Source organism: Vibrio owensii (assembly GCF_002021755.1).
Taxonomy (GTDB): domain Bacteria; phylum Pseudomonadota; class Gammaproteobacteria; order Enterobacterales; family Vibrionaceae; genus Vibrio; species Vibrio owensii.
The window spans coordinates 2731653-2752491 of the sequence record NZ_CP019959.1; the positions used below are offsets into that span (position 1 = coordinate 2731653).

Annotated in this window: 21 protein-coding genes; 12 read left to right on the plus strand and 9 right to left on the minus strand. The window is 46.3% G+C overall.

Annotated elements, in window-relative coordinates:
• Positions 1-23: 23 nt before the first annotated feature.
• From tilS to A9237_RS12555, 4 genes are all read left to right on the plus strand, one after another.
• Positions 24-1370: a tRNA lysidine(34) synthetase TilS gene (tilS, locus tag A9237_RS12540; protein WP_078608299.1), complete on the plus strand. Its 1347-nt coding sequence runs from the start codon at positions 24-26 to the stop codon at positions 1368-1370.
• Positions 1371-1434: 64 nt separating this feature from the next.
• Positions 1435-1749: a c-type cytochrome gene (locus tag A9237_RS12545; protein WP_009707411.1), complete on the plus strand. Its 315-nt coding sequence runs from the start codon at positions 1435-1437 to the stop codon at positions 1747-1749.
• A 223-nt stretch (positions 1750-1972) separates the two neighbouring features.
• Positions 1973-2311 carry a nitrogen regulatory protein P-II gene (gene glnB / locus A9237_RS12550; protein ID WP_005436810.1) on the plus strand — a complete coding sequence of 113 codons (339 nt, stop codon included), beginning with the start codon at positions 1973-1975 and terminating at the stop codon, positions 2309-2311.
• A 134-nt stretch (positions 2312-2445) separates the two neighbouring features.
• Positions 2446-3294 carry an endonuclease/exonuclease/phosphatase family protein gene (locus A9237_RS12555; protein WP_078608300.1) on the plus strand — a complete coding sequence of 283 codons (849 nt, stop codon included), beginning with the start codon at positions 2446-2448 and terminating at the stop codon, positions 3292-3294.
• Between the two features lie 27 nt (positions 3295-3321).
• Here the strand turns inward: A9237_RS12555 and A9237_RS12560 are convergent, their stop codons facing one another.
• The 3 genes from A9237_RS12560 to gloB form a co-directional block, all read right to left on the minus strand.
• A complete protein-coding gene (locus A9237_RS12560) occupies positions 3322-4008 on the minus strand; it encodes a YIP1 family protein (protein ID WP_078608301.1) in 687 nt (228 codons plus the stop codon).
• Positions 4005-5591: a lytic transglycosylase gene (locus A9237_RS12565; RefSeq protein ID WP_038895700.1), complete on the minus strand. Its 1587-nt coding sequence runs from the start codon at positions 5589-5591 to the stop codon at positions 4005-4007. The genes A9237_RS12560 and A9237_RS12565 overlap by 4 nt, the downstream gene beginning before the upstream one ends.
• Before the next feature lie 253 nt (positions 5592-5844).
• Positions 5845-6603 carry a hydroxyacylglutathione hydrolase gene (gene gloB, locus A9237_RS12570; protein ID WP_020195503.1) on the minus strand — a complete coding sequence of 253 codons (759 nt, stop codon included), beginning with the start codon at positions 6601-6603 and terminating at the stop codon, positions 5845-5847.
• A gap of 39 nt (positions 6604-6642) precedes the next feature.
• On the opposite strand from gloB, the gene A9237_RS12575 reads away from it, so the two are divergent.
• On the plus strand, positions 6643-7398 hold the full coding sequence (locus A9237_RS12575; protein WP_005436820.1) for a class I SAM-dependent methyltransferase: 756 nt from the start codon (positions 6643-6645) through the stop codon (positions 7396-7398).
• On the opposite strand, the gene rnhA is transcribed toward A9237_RS12575, so the two are convergent.
• The gene (gene rnhA / locus A9237_RS12580) at positions 7395-7859 is read right to left on the minus strand and encodes a ribonuclease HI (RefSeq protein WP_005446139.1); all 465 of its coding nucleotides are present in this window, start codon (positions 7857-7859) and stop codon (positions 7395-7397) included. The genes A9237_RS12575 and rnhA overlap by 4 nt on opposite strands.
• A 58-nt stretch (positions 7860-7917) precedes the next feature.
• Between rnhA and dnaQ the strand changes: the two genes are divergently transcribed.
• Positions 7918-8634: a DNA polymerase III subunit epsilon gene (dnaQ, locus tag A9237_RS12585; RefSeq protein ID WP_005436825.1), complete on the plus strand. Its 717-nt coding sequence runs from the start codon at positions 7918-7920 to the stop codon at positions 8632-8634.
• Positions 8635-8649: 15 nt separating this feature from the next.
• Entirely contained in the window at positions 8650-9900 is a 1251-nt protein-coding gene (locus A9237_RS12590; RefSeq protein WP_078608302.1) for a TIGR03503 family protein, read from the plus strand.
• A gap of 54 nt (positions 9901-9954) precedes the next feature.
• Here the strand turns inward: A9237_RS12590 and A9237_RS12595 are convergent, their stop codons facing one another.
• Positions 9955-10950 carry a hypothetical protein gene (locus tag A9237_RS12595; protein WP_051119272.1) on the minus strand — a complete coding sequence of 332 codons (996 nt, stop codon included), beginning with the start codon at positions 10948-10950 and terminating at the stop codon, positions 9955-9957.
• 298 nt (positions 10951-11248) lie between these two features.
• Here A9237_RS12595 and A9237_RS12600 point away from each other — a divergent pair, with 298 nt between their 5' ends.
• Positions 11249-11641, plus strand: a complete 393-nt coding sequence (locus A9237_RS12600; RefSeq protein ID WP_078608303.1) for a DUF1353 domain-containing protein — start codon at positions 11249-11251, stop codon at positions 11639-11641.
• Between the two features lie 343 nt (positions 11642-11984).
• Entirely contained in the window at positions 11985-12248 is a 264-nt protein-coding gene (locus A9237_RS12605; protein WP_038895707.1) for a hypothetical protein, read from the plus strand.
• 105 nt (positions 12249-12353) lie between these two features.
• Here A9237_RS12605 and fadE read toward each other — a convergent pair whose 3' ends face one another.
• The gene (gene fadE / locus A9237_RS12610) at positions 12354-14798 is read right to left on the minus strand and encodes an acyl-CoA dehydrogenase FadE (RefSeq protein ID WP_078608304.1); all 2445 of its coding nucleotides are present in this window, start codon (positions 14796-14798) and stop codon (positions 12354-12356) included.
• A 359-nt stretch (positions 14799-15157) separates the two neighbouring features.
• Between fadE and lpcA the strand changes: the two genes are divergently transcribed.
• On the plus strand, positions 15158-15733 hold the full coding sequence (gene lpcA / locus A9237_RS12615) for a D-sedoheptulose 7-phosphate isomerase (protein WP_005436835.1): 576 nt from the start codon (positions 15158-15160) through the stop codon (positions 15731-15733).
• Positions 15734-15794: 61 nt separating this feature from the next.
• A complete protein-coding gene (locus A9237_RS12620) occupies positions 15795-16640 on the plus strand; it encodes a class II glutamine amidotransferase (RefSeq protein WP_078608305.1) in 846 nt (281 codons plus the stop codon).
• Between the two features lie 83 nt (positions 16641-16723).
• Here A9237_RS12620 and purN read toward each other — a convergent pair whose 3' ends face one another.
• A complete protein-coding gene (purN, locus tag A9237_RS12625) occupies positions 16724-17362 on the minus strand; it encodes a phosphoribosylglycinamide formyltransferase (protein WP_078608306.1) in 639 nt (212 codons plus the stop codon).
• 143 nt (positions 17363-17505) lie between these two features.
• A complete protein-coding gene (purM, locus tag A9237_RS12630) occupies positions 17506-18546 on the minus strand; it encodes a phosphoribosylformylglycinamidine cyclo-ligase (RefSeq protein WP_017189240.1) in 1041 nt (346 codons plus the stop codon).
• A gap of 179 nt (positions 18547-18725) precedes the next feature.
• Between purM and upp the strand changes: the two genes are divergently transcribed.
• Positions 18726-19352: a uracil phosphoribosyltransferase gene (upp, locus tag A9237_RS12635; RefSeq protein ID WP_005445324.1), complete on the plus strand. Its 627-nt coding sequence runs from the start codon at positions 18726-18728 to the stop codon at positions 19350-19352.
• A gap of 126 nt (positions 19353-19478) precedes the next feature.
• Here upp and A9237_RS12640 read toward each other — a convergent pair whose 3' ends face one another.
• Complete coding sequence (locus A9237_RS12640) at positions 19479-20732, minus strand: uracil-xanthine permease family protein (protein ID WP_009707401.1); 1254 nt, start codon at positions 20730-20732, stop codon at positions 19479-19481.
• Between the last annotated feature and the right edge of the window lie 107 nt (positions 20733-20839).

Sequence of the window (20839 nt, forward strand, 5' to 3'; positions counted from 1 at the left end):
TTTTTGTTTCTATCGGATGATTTATGGAATCGCTTTACTCGCAATTTGCTCAAGTTCTTGATCGTTATTACCAATCAGGCACCAAGATTGTCTTGGCGTTTAGTGGCGGGGTGGATTCGCGTTTATTACTTGAGCTGCTTAGCCGTTATCGCCAAGCGCATTCGATAGGCAATCAATCAGCAGATTCTAAATCCGTTAGCTGTCGCGCGGTGTACGTACATCATGGTTTGAGTACGAATGCGGACGACTGGGCAAATCAATGTTTAGTTTGGGCTCAGCAAGCGGGAATCTCATGCTCGGTTGAGCACGTGAACTTAGACATCAATAGTGGTGAAAGCATTGAGTTGTTGGCGCGTGAAGCACGTTACCAAGTCTTAGCCAAGCATATCCAAATGGGTGACTTACTGCTGACAGGGCAACATGCCGATGACCAAGTGGAAACCTTCTTGTTAGCACTTAAACGGGGCAGCGGACCAAAGGGGTTATCATCGATGGCTGAAAGCATGCCGTTTGCTGATGGCACATTAGTTCGCCCACTACTGGCCGTTAAGCGAGAGCAAATCGAAGCGACAGCCAGAGAACAAAAGCTGGATTGGGTAGAAGACGAAAGCAACCAAGATACTCGTTACGACCGTAACTTCCTACGTCATCGTATCGTGCCAGAACTTTCTGAACGTTGGCCGAGTATCCATCAAGCGGTGCAGCGCAGTGCGAGCTTGTGCGCGCAGCAAGAAGCTTTGCTGGACGAGTTGCTTAGCGCAGTGTTTGAGCGTGCTCTGCAAAGTGATTTGAGTCTGAGTATTGAAGAGTTAGCTACACACAGTGAACTGGCTCGTGCGCGATTGGTACGTATGTGGCTAGCTAAGCTAAATGCCAATATGCCAACGCAAGTTCAGCTCAATTTGATTTGGAATGAAGTGGGATTGGCACAGCAAGATGCCAATCCAAAGCTTCAGCTCAAACAGGGTGAAGTCCGCCGTTTTCAAAATCGCCTTTATTGGGTCACTGATACGGCCGATGTCACGGCGTGGCAGAGTGACATTCAAACTGATACTGCTTTGGTATTGCCTGAGCGACTAGGAGAGCTCACTTTGAGTACCAGTTCAGAGAAAGCTACCATTGCCTTACCGCCTCAACCTGAACTTCTCAGAGTGACGTTTAATCCTGAAGGACTCTCTGCGCATCCAACTACGCGTAATCACAGTCGTAAGCTGAAGAAGTTGTTTCAAGAATACAATGTGCCGAGTTGGCTGCGCCGCCAGATCCCGATTCTGATGTACCAAGATCAGGTGGTGGCGGTCGGCGATTTGTTTGTTGATCAAGCCTTCAGTGGTCAAGATTGTGAACTTATCTGGCGCAAGTCGTTGTAATTCATGCCACAATGTCGATTATTAAATATAAAAATCCTTAAATAATAATCGATTAGGTGAAGCAATGAAGAAAACAATCATGGGCGCAATGGTGGCGCTAACCATGTTAAGTGGGCAAGCTCTGGCGGCAGGTGATGTAGCCGCAGGGCAAGCAAAAGCTGGCGTATGTGCTGCTTGTCATGGTGCGGATGGTATCGCGGTGATTCCTGGTTACCCAAACCTGAAAGGCCAGAATGAGCAATACATCGTAAGTTCAATCAAGGCGTACAAAGCGGGTCAACGCACAGGTGGTCTTGCCGCAGTGATGCAAGCGCAAGCGAATCTATTGTCAGACGAAGATATCGCAAACTTGGCAGCGTACTACGCAAGCTTGAAGTAAACGCGGGTATTACCCAGATAAAGATTTAGATCAAGCCAGAGCCGGTGCTCTGGTTTTTTCGTTTCGGGCATGCGGGGTTGCTGACTGCGCGACTTTGTTACATTCATCCGCAAATAAATTCCACCAGTGTCAGGATTTTCAGGTGCTTGGTGACAACAAGGATTGAATGTTGTGAGACGCTAACCGATAATATGCGCAAACGATTGAAGCTTAAGGGATGAACATGAAAAAGATTGAAGCGATTATCAAGCCATTCAAATTGGATGATGTTCGAGAAGCATTGGCTGAAGTAGGCATTACAGGGATGACCGTCTCTGAAGTGAAAGGCTTTGGTCGTCAGAAAGGTCACACTGAACTGTACCGTGGTGCTGAGTACATGGTGGATTTCCTTCCTAAAGTGAAGCTAGAAATCGTTGTGACAGAAGACGTTGCAGACAAGTGTGTAGAAACCATCATTGAAACGGCGCAAACCGGTAAGATTGGTGATGGTAAGATCTTCGTAACCGACGTAGAGCGTGTAGTACGTATCCGTACGGGTGAAGAAGACGAAGACGCAATCTAATCTTTATCCAGATAGATATAAGATTTCACTACAGCATGTGGTGAAAATTTGAGTAAGCTAAAAGGGAGCCGAGAATGGCTCCTTTTTTATTGCTCGTATTTTTGATTCCATTTTATTTGCATTCAGGTAGGTCTATGTATCAGCGTTTAGCTTTTGCGTTAGTTTTTCTCATTATCGCTGGGTTTGTGAGTTTTCAGGTGATCTTTACTGTGCCGGAACAACCACAGATTGTTACTCAAACAGGGACGAACATTACTCAAGATATCCGCTGTATGGAGTTTAATAAGCCACAAGCGATTGATAAGAATGGTGAGCTTAACGTTTTGGTATGGAACATCTATAAGCAAAACAGAGACAACTGGCAACAAGCGCTCGATGCTTTCTCTGCCAATAAACAGCTGTTGCTTTTACAAGAAGCCAGTTTGACCGATGAGTTTAAAAACTGGCTGGTGGAAGGCCATTGGATGAGCAACCAAGTAAGCGCGTTTAAGGCACTAGGAAGTGGTGCTGGGGTAATCAGTATTGCGCAGAAAGAGCCAATTCTTGCTTGTGCGTACACTTCTAAAGAACCATGGCTGCGTTTGCCAAAGTCTGCTCTGTACAGCAAGTATCAACTTAGCAATGGCGAGACCCTAGCTGTGGTAAACATTCATGCGATTAACTTTACCGTTGGAACTGAAGAGTACACTTCACAGTTGTCTGGTTTAGAAATGGTTCTAAAAGAGCACAAAGGCCCAATTTTGTTTGCGGGAGATTTCAATAGCTGGAGTGAGGACCGCGTTAAAGCAATGAAGACGGCTCTCCAAAAGGCAGACCTACAAGAAGCGAAGTTCAGTCAAGATAACCGCACTCAGTTCATTACCGGATTACCACTCGACCACGTCTTTTACCGAGGTCTGACCCTCAAAAACGCGAAAGCGCCGCAGAGCGACGCTTCCGATCATAATCCATTATTGGTGTCGTTTACGCTTAACGACCAGTAAGGGCTCTTATGAGCTCGTTTAAATGGCTTAAGCAATAACGATGTACAACGCCCAAATCACGTAAAACGCAATCCAAGGCAGGCTCGAAATCACAAGAGCCTGTCCACGTTCAAACTCTGTCCAAGTCAGAACCACACCGTAACCAAGCACAATGTACCAAGGCAAAAGCAGCGGTAATGAGCTAGCAAAATGTGACCATTCATTGGTGAGTGGCAGTTTTAACAAACCATTTAGGCTGTTTAAATCCGCCGCGTACGTCATTACCTGACCGTGTTTCAGTAACAGGCTCGCATAGCTTGCGATGTCGCCTAGTACTGCTGGGAATAGGATTGCAGAACAAGCCGCAAACCATTTCCAGTAACCGTATTGTTGTTTGCTTGCTTTAGTCGCTAGGAAGAACCACAGCGCCAAAAGCAGCAGGGTTGCAAAGCGGTTAAACACATCATTGATGATCGCACTTGCCATCAGCGTGTTTGGCTCCAACAGTTCAATCTGCTTAGGATCGACCTGTTGGAATTGCGCCGTTAATTGTTCACTTAGCCAAGTGAAGTCCACATTCGAGAAATAGGCACCCCAGAATAGGAATGGACTGAGCATCAAAAAGATGAACGGTTGCCACCCCCAGCCTCCACGCTGATACAGCGCCAAGAAGCAAGATGTTGGAGATCGAAAAATATCCAACAACATTACAAGCGGGTTACTCGATGGGTTCATACACTTACCTTAGTTACGTCAACATACAACTTAAGCTTCTGACCTGGTTTCAGGTACTTCTGCTTTTGAAGAGAATTCCATTTCACGATGTCGTTGCTCTTCACCTTAAACTTGCTCGCAATGCCACTGATGGTGTCGCCAGAACGTACGTCGTAGAACACTGTGCGAATTACTGCGCCTTTATCTGAGTTTTTCCAGATCACCAGTTTTTGGCCAACGCGCAAGGTGTCTTTTGGTCCCATGCCGTTCCATTTCGCCAGAGACTTATGAGAAACCTTGTTCTCTTTTGCGATAGACCACAAGCTCTCGCCAGATTGCACAACGTGAGTCAGTTTGAATTGACCGCGAGCTTGAGATTGCGTTTTGTTAAGGCGATTTTCGGCGGTAAGCGCGTACTTAGCATCGTCTTTTGTTGACGTTGGGATCATTAGGTACTGACCAACGCGAATATTGTTGTTTTTTAGGCCGTTAGCACGTTGGATAACTTTCGTTGTCGTACCGTACTTCTGAGCCAAAACGCTGAGCGAGTCACCAGACTTCACTTTGTAGCGTGCGACCTTCATGCCTTTACCACGGTTCTTCTTCACCTGAGCAAGGAACTGATCCTTCTTCTCGATAGGAATAAGAAGCTGATGCGGGCCGTCAGGTGCTGTCGACCATTGGTTGTAAGCTGGGTTGTAACCTTGCAGTTCTTTCACACCAATGCCCGCGTAGTCTGCCGCAATCGCGAGATCCAATTGTTCTTTTGGATCGACTTGCGTAAGCACAGGTTTGTTCGGGATCGGTGGAATGTCGATGCCGTACTTATCTTGGTTCGCAATGATGTCTGCAAGCGCAAGTAGCTTAGGAACGTAACTGCTGGTCTCTTTTGGAAGATCTAGAGAGAAGAAGTCCGTAGGTTTACCTAGCTTTTTGTTCTTACGAATCGCGCTTGATACACGACCGCCGCCACTGTTGTAAGCAGCAATCGCTTGATCCCAGTTACCGTCAAAGCGCTTGCTTTGTTGCTCTAGGTAATCAAGTGCTGCATCCGTCGCTGCGTACACATCACGACGACCGTCGTACCAGTAGTTCTGCTCTAGGCCCATCATCTTGCCGGTGCCTGGAACGAACTGCCAAAGACCAGCCGCGCTACCGTGTGAGTACGCGAATGGGTCAAATGAGCTCTCTACGATAGGTAGAAGCGCCAATTCCATTGGAAGACCACGTTCTTCAATACGCTTTGTAATCATGTACAAAAACGGCTGTGCACGCTCTGAAACGGTGCGCAGGTGGTTAGGGTGCTTCAGATACCATGTACGGTAGTAAGCGACTTTCTTGTTGTCTGGGATGTCCATTTCAAGCTGCATGCCGATACGGCGCCATACATCTTCTTGTTCCTGAGGAGAAAGGGTTTTTGGCGTCTCTTTAGCAGGTTTCTTCGCTATCGATTGCTTTTTCTCGGAGTCCGCTTGAGCCGCGTCTTGTTTTACCGCTTGCTCGGACTTATTGGTTTCTGGTGTTGGTGTGTTTGTTGAATCTGACTGTGTCAATTGACAGCCAGAAAGTAGTAACGCCAACGCCCAACTGTACTTTAAACGCATGGATTCAGCCTATTTAGGGCCTGTTTATCTTCTCCTGCCTGTCGCGCAGCTAAGGTGCGTGGCAGTCGCAAGATAATAGACATCTTGTAACACTAACTAAGGGTAGGGCGCGAAAGCCGCTACTTTTATGCGATTGGGTGAAATACAAACAGCTTTATATCAGCCCCAAACGCAATAGAAGCGCCAGAGGCGCTTCTATGAAAATCAGCTCACGATAATACTTGCGTCGAGCAAAGTTACAAGCAGAAATTGGTTAAAATTCGTTCTTCCACTCACGTAAAGCTGTAAAAACCGAGCATGGGTCGCTATTTTCGATACGGTTTGTTACAGATTTTATGACCTCTGCGTTGGTTGCACGCAGGAATGGGTTAATTAACTTCTCTTTGCGAAGCGTGGTAGGAATGGTGGGAATGTTTAATCCGCGTAGTCGGTTTACGTCATCACGGTACTGGCGTAAGTGCTCATTGTCTGGCTCAACCGCTAGGGCAAAGGCGACGTTGCTTGCGGTGTATTCGTGCGCGCAGAACACTTCGGTCTCTTCTGGCAGCTTCATGATTTTGCTCAGTGACTCGAACATCTGCTCTGGTGTGCCCTCAAAAATACGACCACAACCTGCAGAGAACAGCACATCGCCACAGAACAATTTACCATCACCAGCGTAGCCGATGTGACCAAGCGTGTGACCCGGCAAACCCAGCACCATGAAGATTTCTCCGAAAAGCTCAAGCTTATCGCCTTCTTCCATTGCATTGGTTAATGTTGGGATAGGTTCCGCTTTTGGCCCAACAACAGAAACATGAGGAAAAGCATGAACTAAATCTGGAACGCCACCAATGTGATCGTTGTGGTGGTGCGTAATTAAGATCGCTTCTAAAGTTAACTCGTTAGCCTGCAAATATTCTAACACTGGCTTAGCATCGCCCGGATCGACCACGGCACATCGCTTGTCGCTATTTTGTATCAGCCAGATGTAATTATCATTAAATGCGGGTATGCTTTTGATCTCTAACACGATTCGTTCTCCGTCACCCTTTATATAGTCAGGTGGTTAATGAAACCAGCACTCAGCAACAAAACTTTACAGCACCCGTCGACTTGGTCAGACATGAACAATGGGCCGTGGGTACTTGAGTCAATCCAAACCCGACTTGATGAGTGGTGTCCGAAGCTGTTCGGTTACCACATGTTGAAATTGGGTGGTTTGAGCTGTGAGCTAACCAGCTGTAGTTGTAACATTCAACACCAAGTCAACGTAGATATCCAGAACCCGTTGCATAATGTCATCGCAGATGGTTACGAATTACCCTTTTTAGAAAAAAGCTTTGATGTTGTGGTGCTTGCTCATCAGCTTGACTATGCAAGTGATCCCCATCGACTGCTGCGCGAAGTTGATCGCGTCATGATGGATGATGGTTATCTTATTATTACGGGGTTCAATCCGATCAGTCTCACTGGGTTAGCGAGTTTATTGCCTTGGCGAAGAAATAATTTGCCATGGAGTGGTCGCATGTTCACGGTGAACCGAATAAAAGACTGGTTAGGGGTATTGAACTACCAAGTGATTCACTGCGATCGCTATGCGCTGTTTCCAATGACGCGTTACAAAACCATGTGGACGTGGTTAGAGAACAGTTTGGGTGATTGGGCATCACCGGCGGGGAGCTTGTATTATATTGTGGCTCGTAAACGAACGTACCCTCTCAAACCTATCAAGCCACATTGGCGCTTGAAGAGAAAGCTAACACCACTTGGCGTGATGAACAGAGAGGGTAGTGCTGTGAAAAAGGTCTCAAGCAGTAAAAACTAAGACGCTTGATACCCTGTATCTTCTTCGGTTGGGTTTTCTGCGGCTGCGCGCGCCAGCTCATCACAGATTTCATTTTCACGATGACCTGCATGGCCTTTAACCCAATGCCAATCGACTTGGTGGCGAGCGGTCTCTTTATCAAGCGCTTGCCACAAATCGGCATTCTTCACCGGCTTTTTATCCGCTGTTTTCCAGCCACGTTTCTTCCAGTTGTGAATCCACTGCGTAATGCCTTGGCGCACGTACTGGCTATCCGTCGTTAACGTCACTTGGCATGGCTCTTTTAGCGTTTGAAGTGCAACCACGGCGGCCAACATTTCCATGCGGTTATTCGTGGTCAGAGTGTAGCCTTTCGCGAGGGTCTTTTCTGTTTGCTTGTAACGCAAGACAATGCCGTAACCACCAGGGCCCGGATTGCCTAAACAAGATCCATCAGTGAAAATCTCAACGTGTTTGGTCATATTTTTGGTACTATTAGCCGAAACATTTAATAAAGCATAGTCTGACACACATAACCTTATGAATACCAGCAGCAATTCTGAACATAATCGTATTGTCGTTCTCGATACCGAAACCACGGGTATGAACCTAGAAGGTGGTCCTCACTACATGGGTCACCGCATCGTCGAAATTGGTGCCGTGGAGATCATCAACCGTAAGCTGACTGGTCGTCACTTTCACGTCTACTTAAAGCCTGACCGTGAAATCCAACCAGACGCGATTGGCGTCCACGGTATTACGGATGAATTCTTGGTCGATAAGCCAGAATACTCTGCCGTACACCAAGAGTTTCTAGATTTCATTAAAGGCGCCGAGCTGGTTGCCCACAACGCGCCCTTCGATACCGGCTTCATGGATTACGAGTTTGAAATGCTCAATCCAAGCATCGGTAAGACGGATGATTACTGTAAGGTGACCGATACCCTTGCCATGGCGAAGAAAATCTTCCCGGGCAAGCGAAACAACCTTGACGTATTGTGTGAACGTTACGGTATTGATAACTCACACCGTACTCTCCACGGGGCATTGCTCGATGCGGAGATTCTAGCCGACGTTTACCTATTGATGACAGGTGGACAAACTAGCCTAGAATTTAATGCCAATAAAAAAGACGGTGAAGCGGAAGGCATTCGTCGTGTTGAAGGAAGAAAAGCGCTAAAGGTTTTGCGTGCAACTGCCGATGAAGTAGAAGCACACCAGAAAAGACTCGAACTGGTGAACGACAGTATTTGGTAGTAAATAGGAGAGACTATGTTGAGGGCTTTGTCAGTCGCTATTTTAGCGTTCTGGAGTTGTTTCGCGTTTGCCGCGAGCGAGTCCGCCATGTCTTTGTTAGATAACCGCTTTCGTGTCGATCCAACCATCGAACAGATTACTTTTTTGGTTTATCGTGAACAGAGCTCTCAGCCCGTCGTCCTTGTCCGCCCTGACGGTAAAAAGTACTATGCTTGGGGCACCTACGACAACGTTCGTTGGTATCAAGAATCTTCCCTCGATATTATTTCGATAGATAAACCCATGCCAGGTCCGTGGCAGGCTGTCGGAAAAGTCACCCCGAAAAACAACATTCGTCTGATCTCGCACTTAAAGCTCAGCACTGATGTGTTCCCAAATCGCCTTTATCAGAATGAAGCGCTCAAGTTCACCGCGCGTTTGACTTCAGACGATAAACCGCTTGTACTGCGTGATTTCCTAGACCGCGTAAATCTGCGCGTCACCTTCACTAAGTTTGTAGAAAACGAAGACGAACTGATCAAAGAAGCGCGTCCCGTACCTATGGTGATTGGCGAGTTTGCTGATGATGGCCGCGGGCTAGATGAAAAAGCAGGCGACGGTGTGTTTACCGTTCAACTGCCAATTGATATCGAGCCAGGTAAATACCGTGCACGTATTACGTCGGGCAATGGCGTATTTTTGCGAGCTCAGGAGCAAGTGGTACTGGTGTACCCATCGCCAATCACACGCACCTTTATTCAAGCACGTCATGCAGACCAACCACACAAGCTGGTGGTTAGCGGTGAGCAAGGCATGATCACACCGGGATCCATTGCCGTGAACGTTGAGCAAGAAGCACCAGACGGCTTTATCAGCTACAGCCAAGGTCAAGTGTCTGCTGACGGCACCAAAACCACACTTGATATGGATAACGATCCAGAGTTAGGTAAGTACTCATGGCATGGTGAAGTCTTTGCCACAGACCTAGCAACCAAGCGCTCACTAGTCTTCCCAATCAAAGAGCAGTCATTCAGCGTCGTCGATGAAGTGGATCTCGAAGCTGCGCGCTTAGCGAAAGAAGCTGAGATCGCCGAGCAACGCCGCATCGAAATGGAAAAACGCATCATCGCCGAGCGCGAAGCCGAACGTAAACGTAGCATGATCATCATTGCCATCGGCAACGTGATTGCATTGATTCTGGTGATTCTATTCTGGATTATCTGGAGCAAGCTCAAAGCCAAACGCCAAGCCATGCCAGAGATGCAGTTGGAAGTGCCTAAGAAGTAGGGCGTAAGAATTTAAATTAAAAACGGAGCCGATTGGCTCCATTTTTTGATGCTCTTAAGCTTCAGGAACTTTAGCTTCTAGTACAAGAGCATTTCTAATGTCGTTTTCCATCGACTTAGCTGAAACCACCAACTGGATTGGTGTTTTACTCCATTCACCATATTGTAGTGCTTTGATGTATTTTGAATCTAAAGAGTAGTCTTGAACCTTTGCCGTAAACTCGTCCTTTGTTTCAATATTTTTTAGGCGGACTTTGAAGCAATCAGGGTCAGATGAATCAACAACTAAAATTCGGAATAGTGCATTGAAGGCGACATCGATAGATTTTCTTCGAGCATTTTTACTAAGTTCAGCTGCTGTTTCTCCCTCGAGATCAATGCCTTGGATTGTGCTCTTGTTGGATGTCCCCAGCTCTTTGATCAGAGCTGACTTAGTATCGGTGGCTACATTGTTCAGTGCCGCAATTTGAACATTATTGGCTAATGTCTGCGTTAGTAATCGAGTTCTCTCAGTTTCTTGCTCTGACAAGAAACGTTGATTCGTTAGCATTTCACGAGTTTCTTCACTCTTCACCTCTGACTCGCGAATTTGGCGTCTATTCTCGAGATATTGTGCATAACTAGTCTTACCTGCCCAAATCAGACCAAGACTCACTAGAGTGATAGCAAGTGTTGTTGGATCCATTTTATCAATGACCTTTGAACCGATGTTGGTTAAAAGAGATTGCAAGTCGATACTGGTGACTGTACTTCCTTTTCCTACCTTGACTTGAATCTCAAGCTCTTCACGTTCTTGATTTGTTAGAACATTGGTATTGGGAGTTCCGTACTTAACTAAACAATACGAGCGATTTATACCTTTTTGTAATTCAAGAAAGCCTTTCATCAATGATGGTGTGAGTGAAGAGTCAAACTTATCGCCCACGACGTGAATATTTAAAGATGGCCAGCCATCAAATGTGATGCTGCAATCTTCAACATTTACCTCTTTATCTACTACTTTCCTCAAATATTCAAATGCTTCTTCTTCATTAGAAATAGTATATTCCATATGCCAACCTGTAAGGTGTTGTTTTGGGCGGCATTTAATCTCAGCTTGTCCACTATTGGCAAGATAAAGACAGAACTAGTGAGTTAAAAAGTGTCGAAACTTCACAGAAAAGATATTAAACCGACCTCATAATACAATGTTTGATTATTTCGTATTCATTTAGGTAGTGAAGGGAGTTTTTGGTTTCGAGTTAAATTGGTGGAGTGAAGGTGAATGCCGAATCAAAACTACCTAAAGAAACTCTCAGAAAAGCTTTAGGTTAAGTGCCTCAATAAGTGAGGCGACTAGGAGGTCTCTTATGAAGTACAAAAAACGTCGGACGTACAAATACAACCTTCATTCCGAAGAACAGATTGAAACGGGTATTACCCTCGCGCAGCCTTTTGATAGTCCGTTTCTGAGTCTATCTGAGCAGGGGTTGCTGACGATTAAGAAAGGTTACTCATGGGATGGAGCTAGTGGCCCTGCGATTGATACCAAGAACATTCTCAAGGCTTCTCTGGTGCATGATGCGTTGTATCAACTCATGAGGGAGGAAGTATTGCCGCAAAGCAGTCGAGAGCAAGCGGATAGGCTTCTGTGTCAAATATGCCTTAAACATGGCATGTCGAATTTTAGAGCAACGTACATCTATTACGTAGTCAGAGTGTTTGGCGGATGTTTTTCCAAACCGGATCTTTTGTCTGCCTAGTTAGCCCCTCTTGGTGAGTAGATTCTGAATCACGTTCGTTCCTTACTGTTCAGGGTGATGAAAACCTAGAAATGCTGTGCGTGTAGTAACCTGATAACTAAAAGTAAACCGTCATTCTAGCGAGCTCCAGCGAGACTAAGAATCTATTGTCAGCGCGCTGGGGCGTTTGTTTCTTCACTCTCTACATAGTATTCGGCAGTAGGTTCTAGTGCGCACACACAATCACTTCGCTGTTCCTTTACATATCTATGCTAGATTCACGCCATCAGCTATATGAATGACTTCTCATTTGTTTACCTGAGGGCAGCAATTGGGCTGCTGTATTCTTATTAAAGGCATAAAAATGAGTAAATTAACTTCAGCTGAACGTAAAGCACGTGACAACGAACGTTTCTCGCAACGCGTGAATGAACGTCGTGAAAAAGGTGAAGATGTCGTTGCGTACGCATTGGCAAACAAAAAAGCGGTGAAGTTCTTAACTAAGTCAGAAAAGAAAGCATTGAACGAACGCAGAGCGACGCTTCAAGAAGAACTTAAGCTGAAAGAGCAGGAAGAACTGCGCAGAATTGAACAGTCGTTTATTGTTGAAGACGATAACGAACAATAAGCGCTTCTTTGCGATCGCCGTGTTGTGCGAAGCAGAGATTCAATAAAAAACGGGAGCCTCGGCTCCCGTTTTGCTTTCCTATTTATCGTTTAAGCCATCATTCGCTTAAGCGACGTTTTCCATCTGAGGGTAAAGTGGCTTTGCGGCCAATAACTCTGGCTCAAAATCGTCTACGTTGATGGTGTCTAGGCGGTGTTGCTCTGCTTCTCTCAGCAAATCAGCTTCTTCTTGAGTAATCACGCCTTGCTCTAGACCTTCTTGAGCAATCATATCTAAACGCATGAATGGACGGCGTTTACCTTGCGCTTTACATACTTTGTCAAATACAGGCTCAGCTTGAAGAATCACAGACAGTGCCAGTTCAATCTTACCTGCTGCGTTGTGTTCTGTTGGTTCTAGGTACTGACCTCGACCAATACGTGAACGTGTTGCACTTGGCGTTTGTAGAATACGAGCGACTTTGCTGTCTAGCTTGTCGCTTGGTGCCTTACGTACGCGGCCAAATGGCATGATCAATACGCGTAGTGCACGACCAATCACTTTGTTCGGGAAGTTCGCTAGGAACTCATCAACTGCCGCTTCCGTTTGCTTCAAGCTGTCTTGCAAGCCCCAATGTACTAATGGCAAATCTTCAACAGGACGGCCATCTTGCTCAAAGCGTTTCAATGTTGCAGAGCTCAGGTATAGCTGGCTTAGAATGTCACCAAGACGCGCAGACAGACGCTCTTTACGTTTCAATGAACCGCCTAGTACTGCCATCGAGATATCCGACAGCAGAGCAAGGTTTGCGCTGTAACGGTTCAATTGTTGGTAGTAACGCTTGGTTGCGTCTTTGGTTGGTGATGAAGAACCTAGACCGTCACTTAGACCAAACCAGATGCTGCGCACTAGGTTACTCATGGTGAAGCTCACGTGACCAGCTAGTGCTTTGTCGAACTTCTCAACCGCATCGCCAGCGTCAGAATATGCTGCGTTCATCTCTTCAAGAACGTAAGGGTGACAACGAATCGCGCCCTGACCGAAGATGATCATAGAACGAGTCAAGATGTTCGCACCTTCTACGGTTACTGCGATTGGCGCGCCTTGGTAACCACGCGCTAGGAAGTTAGAAGGCCCCATACAGATACCTTTACCGCCTACGATGTCCATCGCGTCGATGATGCTTTGTTGACCACGATGCGTACAGTGGTACTTCACGATAGCTGAGATAACCGAAGGTTTTTCACCTAGGTCGATACCCGCCACGGTTAAGTTACTTGCTGCATCCATCACGTAAGCATTACCACCTAGACGTGCTAATGGCTCTTCGACGCCTTCCATGTGACCGATAGGCTGTTTGAACTGACGACGAATGCGCGAGTAAGCACCTGTCGCCATCGCTGCAGTTTTGATGCCGCCTGTTGAGTTTGAAGGTAGCGTGATACCACGACCAACCGATAGACACTCAACCAGCATACGCCAGCCTTGGCCTGCCATTTTCTCGCCGCCGATGATGAAGTCCATCGGTACGAAGATGTCTTTACCGCGAGTTGGGCCATTTTGGAATGGTACGTTAAGCGGGAAGTGACGGTTACCAATCTCAACGCCTTTAAGGTCAGTTGGGATTAGAGCACAAGTAATACCAAGATCTTCTTTGTCACCAAGCAGGCCTTCTGGGTCTCGCAGTTTGAATGCAAGACCAAGTACGGTTGCGACTGGCGCTAGAGTGATGTAACGCTTGTTCCAAGTTAGACGCATACCAAGGACTTCTTCACCTTGCCATTCGCCTTTACATACCACGCCGTAATCTGGGATAGAGCCCGCATCGGAACCTGCTTCTGGGCTAGTCAGTGCGAAACATGGGATTTCTTTACCTTCTGCTAGGCGCGGTAGGTAATGATTTTTTTGTTCTTCTGTACCGTAGTGTTGCAGAAGTTCACCAGGACCTAACGAGTTTGGTACGCCAACGGTAGAAGACAGCACGCCAGATACGCCTGTTAGTTTTTGCAGTACCAAAGATTGCGCGTATGCAGAAAATTCTAGGCCACCGTATTTCTTCTTGATGATCATGGCGAAGAATTTGTTGTCTTTCAGGTATTGCCACACTTCTGGTGGAAGGTCAGCCAGCTCGTGCGTTACTTGGAAGTCACTCACCATGGCACATACTTCATTTACTGGGCCATCTAGGAAAGCTTGCTCTTCTTTGCTTAGCTTAGGCGCTTTGATTGCGTGAAGCTTTTGCCATTCCGGTTTGCCTTTGAATAGCTCGGCTTCCCACCAAACTGTACCTGCGTCCAAGGCTTCTTTCTCGGTTTGAGACATAGCAGGCAGGACTTTCTTAAACATAACGAGTGCTTTGCGGCTAATGAGGGATTGGCGAATGCTAGAAACCGCGAGCACTGCAACAGCAAGAACGTAAAGTGCCCAGCCAATAACACCAACTGAGCCTGCGAAAGTCAGTGCTAGCATGGCAGCAGTTAGCAGACTGACGGATTTCACGAGTGACATTCTGTGGTAAAGCGTAATGCCTAATACAACTGTCATCGCTACGATTGAGAGCAAGATGTCCATATGTTTTTTCCTTTTCAGACTTTAATTATGTTGTACGTCTGTATTTTGGTAAGAGGTCTAACCAGTTCTCATAAGTGTAATCAAAATATTAATAAAATGTAAAACCCAAGATTGAGTAAAAAGTGATCTAAGTAGAGTTAAAATTCTAAAGTTGGGAGTTGGGTGATGATTTCGTAAGCAAGTTAACAAGTTTATTACCGCGATGAATCCAAATCTGTTGGATCGCTATCGACACTAATTCTCGTTTGTGGGTAAACTCAGAGTAATGAACTGTCCGGTGTGAATTTCGCATCAGAACAATTTGCCAAGTGAGAAGCGGAAACGCTCCGCTGTGGCCGAAATAATAAAGAGAACGTCTTATGTACCAAGATCTGATTAGAAGTGAATTAAACGAAGCTGCTGAAGTTCTGAATAAGTTTTTAAGTGATGACCACAACATCGCGCAAATCGAAGCGGCAGCGAAAATGATTGCTGACTCATTCAAGCAAGATGGTAAAGTGTTGTCGTGCGGTAACGGTGGTTCTCACTGTGACTCTATGCACTTTGCAGAAGAGCTAACAGGTCGTTACCGTGAAAACCGCCCAGGTTACGCTGGTATCGCTATTTCAGATCCAAGCCACCTTTCTTGTGTAAGTAACGACTTTGGTTACGATTTCGTATTCTCTCGTTACGTAGAAGCAGTAGGCCGCAAAGGTGACGTTCTGTTTGGTTTGTCGACTTCTGGCAACTCAGGCAACATCCTAAAAGCGATTGAAGCGGCACAAGCGAAAGGCATGAAGACGATCGCGTTAACGGGTAAAGATGGCGGTAAAATGGCAGGTCTTGCAGACATCGAGATCCGCGTACCACACTTTGGCTACGCAGACCGTATCCAAGAAGTGCACATTAAGATCATTCACATCATCATTCAGTTGATCGAAAAAGAGATGGAATAAGATTTACAACTAAGCCGAATACTGGCTTAGTTGTGTTTTAAGGTAAGGAGTTCGTTAAACCATGTGTGAATTGCTCGGCATGAGCGCAAATGTTCCTACAGATATTTGTTTCAGTTTTACAGGCTTGATGCAGCGCGGTGGTCGCACTGGCCCGCATCGTGATGGCTGGGGAATTACTTTCTATGAAGGAAAGGGGTTCCGTACTTTCAAAGATCCAAACCCAAGTTGTGACTCGAAAATTGCTGAATTAGTGCAAAACTACCCGATCAAAAGTCGCGCGGTGGTCAGCCATATTCGCCAAGCAAACCGAGGTGGCGTGAATCTAGAAAACACACACCCGTTTACGCGTGAGCTTTGGGGACGTTATTGGACTTTTGCACACAATGGTCAGCTAACTGACTACCAAGATTTGTATACGGGTCGTCACCGTCCGGTCGGAGAAACCGACAGTGAGATGGCTTTCTGTTGGCTACTCAAACAGATGGAAGACAAATACCCTGAGCCTCCTCAAGATATGGAAGCGGTCTTTGCTTATATTGCCCAGTGCTGTGATAAGTTGAAAGACAAGGGCGTGTTTAACATGCTGCTCAGCGACGGTGAGTTTGTGATGACTTACTGTACCAACCATCTTTACTGGATCACGCGTCGAGCACCATTTGGCAAGGCAGCGCTGTTAGATGAAGATGTAGAAATCAACTTCCAAGAAGAGACAACACCAAACGACGTGGTTTCTGTGATTGCGACTCAGCCGCTTACTGGCAATGAGACTTGGCATCGAATGAAGCCGGGTGAGTATGGCTTGTTCCATGTTGGTGAGTTGATATTGAACAACGCCGAAGCGCTAACGGATGTACCATTTGCTGCGCCTAAGCCGGGTAACCAAGCGCCGACTGAGCCGTTGGAGTGATGGTTTTCTCGCAGTAAAACATTCGAATAAAACAAAAGGCAGCCTGATGGCTGCCTTTTGCGTTTGGTGTTTGGAGTTGAGAACTACTCGTCGGCGTAACCGTGCGCACCTAGCTCAAAACCATCGAGATACGCTTTGCCTTCGGTCATCGATAATCGCCCTTCGACTAACCACCTAGTCACCATTGGGTAGATGTTGTGCTCTTGAGTCTGCACACGTGCGGCGAGTGCGTCGGCATCATCGTCTTCAAATACCGGTACTTTAGCTTGCAGCACAACAGGACCACCGTCTAATTCTTCTGTCACAAAGTGAACGCTGGTGCCGTGCTCTTTGTCTCCGGCCTCAATGGCACGCTGGTGGGTTTGTAAACCCGGATACTTAGGCAATAGAGAAGGGTGGATGTTGATCATCTTACCCAGATAATGGGAAACAAACGCACTGCTGAGAATACGCATGTAACCAGCCAATACAATCACGTCTGGTTGGTATTCATCAATTTGCTTCATCAGTTCGGCATCAAAGTCTTCACGAGATTCAAATGCTTTAGGATCGACAAAGTGACCATTCACATCAAACTGTTTTGCACGCTCCAAACCGTAGGCATCAGCTTTGTTAGAAAAAACCGCTGCCACTTGTGCGTTTGGCATGTTGGCTTCACAGGCTTCAAGTATTGCTTGTAGGTTACTGCCGTTACCCGAAATGAGGACCACTATGTTTTTCATGATATTGAGACTGCCTTGATACTGTAGGTTTGACGTGCGTAATCACTAAATTACCTACTATTAGAATGGTTTTCGATGTTCCAGATAGCAGAATGAGGACATAGCGTCCTCATTCTTTTTATTTTTTGAGCTTGATTCGCAAGTTATTGGATTTCAACTTGCTCTTCGTTTGCTTCTGCTTGAGCGATTTCACCAATCACCCATGCGTTTTCGCCTTCTTCTTTAAGAAGAGCAACCGCTGCGTCTGCTTGGTCTTTTGGTAGTGCAACGACTAGACCAACACCACAGTTGAACGTACGGTACATTTCGTGTGTTTCAACGTTGCCTTTTTCTTGTAACCATTTGAAGATGATTGGCCATTCCCAGCTGTTACCATCGATAACGGCTTTTGTGCCTTCAGGCAGTACGCGTGGGATGTTTTCCCAGAAACCACCACCAGTGATGTGAGAAATCGCGTGGATGTCGTGCTTCTCAATCATCTTAAGCGCTGATTTGATGTAAATCTTAGTTGGTTCTAGTAGGTGTTCACCGATAGTGCGACCTGCTAGCTCTTCGTTTTTATCTGCGCCAGATACTTCTAGGATCTTACGGATAAGTGAGTAACCATTTGAGTGTGGACCGCTTGAGCCAACAGCGATTAGTGCGTCGCCTGCTGCCACTTTCGTGCCGTCAATCACGTCTTCTTTTTCTACTACGCCAACACAGAAGCCAGCAACGTCGTAGTCTTCGCCTTCGTACATGCCCGGCATTTCAGCAGTTTCACCACCGATAAGTGCACAGCCTGCTTGAACACAGCCATCAGCAATGCCAGAAACCACATCTGCTGCTGTGTCTACGTCTAGCTTGCCAGTCGCGTAGTAATCTAGGAAGAATAGCGGCTCAGCACCTTGCACGATTAGGTCGTTTACACACATCGCGACTAGGTCTACACCGATGGTGTCGTGCTTGTTCATATCCAGTGCTAGACGAAGTTTTGTACCTACACCGTCAGTACCAGAAACCAGTACAGGTTGTTTGTATTTAGTCGGTAATTCACACAGTGCGCCAAAACCACCGATACCACCCATCACTTCAGGGCGACGAGTACGCTTAACCGCACCTTTAATACGATCTACAAGCGCGTTGCCTGCATCAATATCTACACCAGCGTCTTTATAGCTAAGAGAAGAGTTGTTACCACTCACAGGGAAGTCCTCGGTTTTTAAGTTGGATATGAAAACGGCGCTATTCTACCAGTGGTTAAATACAGATAGCAAACGTTTGCGTCGGTTTTTTTCTTTAGTGATCTATCCTGATATCCCTGCAAAAATCATGTATAATCTGAAGGTTTGTTTAAATATTGCCAAAAAAGCCGGAGATGGAAATGAAAGTTGTTGAAGTTAAACACCCTCTAGTAAAACACAAAATTGGTCTAATGCGAGAAGGTGACATCAGCACGAAGCGTTTTCGTGAGTTAGCGACAGAAGTCGGTAGCCTACTTACTTACGAAGCGACAGCAGACTTTGAAACAGAAAAAGTAACCATTGAAGGTTGGAACGGTCCTGTAGAAGTTGACCAAATCAAAGGTAAGAAAGTGACAGTAGTGCCAATCCTACGTGCTGGTCTTGGCATGATGGACGGCGTACTTGAGCACATGCCAAGTGCACGTATCAGTGTTGTTGGTATCTACCGTGACGAAGAAACACTTGAGCCAGTACCTTACTTCAACAAGCTTGCTTCTAACATCGACGAGCGTATCGCTCTAGTTGTTGACCCAATGCTTGCAACGGGCGGTTCTATGATCGCAACAATTGATCTTCTAAAAGAGAAAGGTTGTCAGGCAATCAAAGTACTTGTTCTTGTAGCGGCTCCTGAAGGTATCGAAGCGCTAGAAAAAGCTCACCCAGACGTTGAGCTATACACAGCAGCAATCGATGAGAAGCTAAACGACAAAGGCTACATCGTTCCTGGTCTTGGTGACGCAGGTGACAAGATCTTCGGTACTAAATAATTCGAGCTTGATGCTAGATTATTACTGAATTGAAAAACAAAGGCTTGGTGAAAACCAAGCCTTTTTTGTATCTGTAATATACGAGAGCTGGAAGGGCGGCTTAAATCGATTAAGCCGCACTGCAAATTACTTCGCGTTTTCTTCTTCCATTTGTGCGTTATCCACCACGTGGTTTTCACCAAGGTCGTGTGGTAGCACTAGGTTAAGAATGATAGCCACGATACCACATAGGCTCACACCTTGTAGGCTGAACTCGCCAATACCGAAAGCCATGCCGCCGATACCAAACACTAGTGTTACAGCAACGATCACTAGGTTACGTGATTTGTGAAGGTCAACGTGGTTCTTGATCAGTGTGTTCAGGCCGACTGTTGCGATAGAGCCGAACAGTAGAATCATGATGCCGCCCATAACTGGAACTGGAATCGTTTGTAGAGTTGCACCTAGTTTACCAACCAACGCAAGTACGATTGCTGTGATTGCCGCCCATGTCATGATTACAGGGTTGAATGCCTTAGTTAGCATTACCGCACCGGTTACTTCACTGTAAGTCGTGTTTGGTGGCGCGCCAACCATAGAAGCTGCAATTGTTGCTACCCCGTCACCCGCGATAGTGCGGTGAAGGCCTGGCTTCTTCAGATAGTTTTTACCTGTTACGTTAGAAATCGCTAGCATGTCACCTACGTGCTCTACCGCTGGAGCGATGGCGACTGGGATCATGAATAAAATAGCGTTGATGTTGAATTCAGGCGCTGTGAAGTTTGGCATTGCTAGCCAAGCCGCTTGAGCAACCGGAGTGAAATCCACGACTCCGTAGAACAATGACACCGTGTAGCCTGCCAAGATACCGCCAACGATAGGAACCAGTTTTAGGAAGCCTTTTGCGAATACGCTCAATGCAATCGTCGTTAGCAATGACACTGCGGAGATGATAATCGCTGCGTCGCCGTTCACTAATTGAATTGCGCCGTCACCTGATTTACCTACCGCCATGTTTACAGCCGTTGGTGCTAAGCCAAGACCAATCACCATGATTACTGGGCCAACAACGACAGGCGGAAGAATTTTATGGATGAATCCAACGCCGCGCACTTTGATCATCGCACCAAGGCCAACGTACACCAAACCTGCAGCCATCAAGCCACCCATGGTTGCACCGATACCCCAAGTTTGGATACCGAACATGATAGGAGCAATAAACGCAAAAGAAGAGGCAAGGAAGATTGGAACAGAACGTTTAGTAATCAGTTGGAAAAGAAGAGTACCGACACCAGCACCAAACAAAGCAACGTTTGGGTCAAGGCCAGTCAGAAGTGGCACAAGTACGAGAGCACCAAAAGCGACAAAGAGCATCTGAGCGCCTTGTAACGCATTTTTCATAATAATTCCCTATTCAAAGATACGCAGACAAATCCGGCGAATCTTATCATCTAGCAATCGATTGCAATGTTGTCTAGATCAAACTTTTGTGTGGATTTATAAGGTCA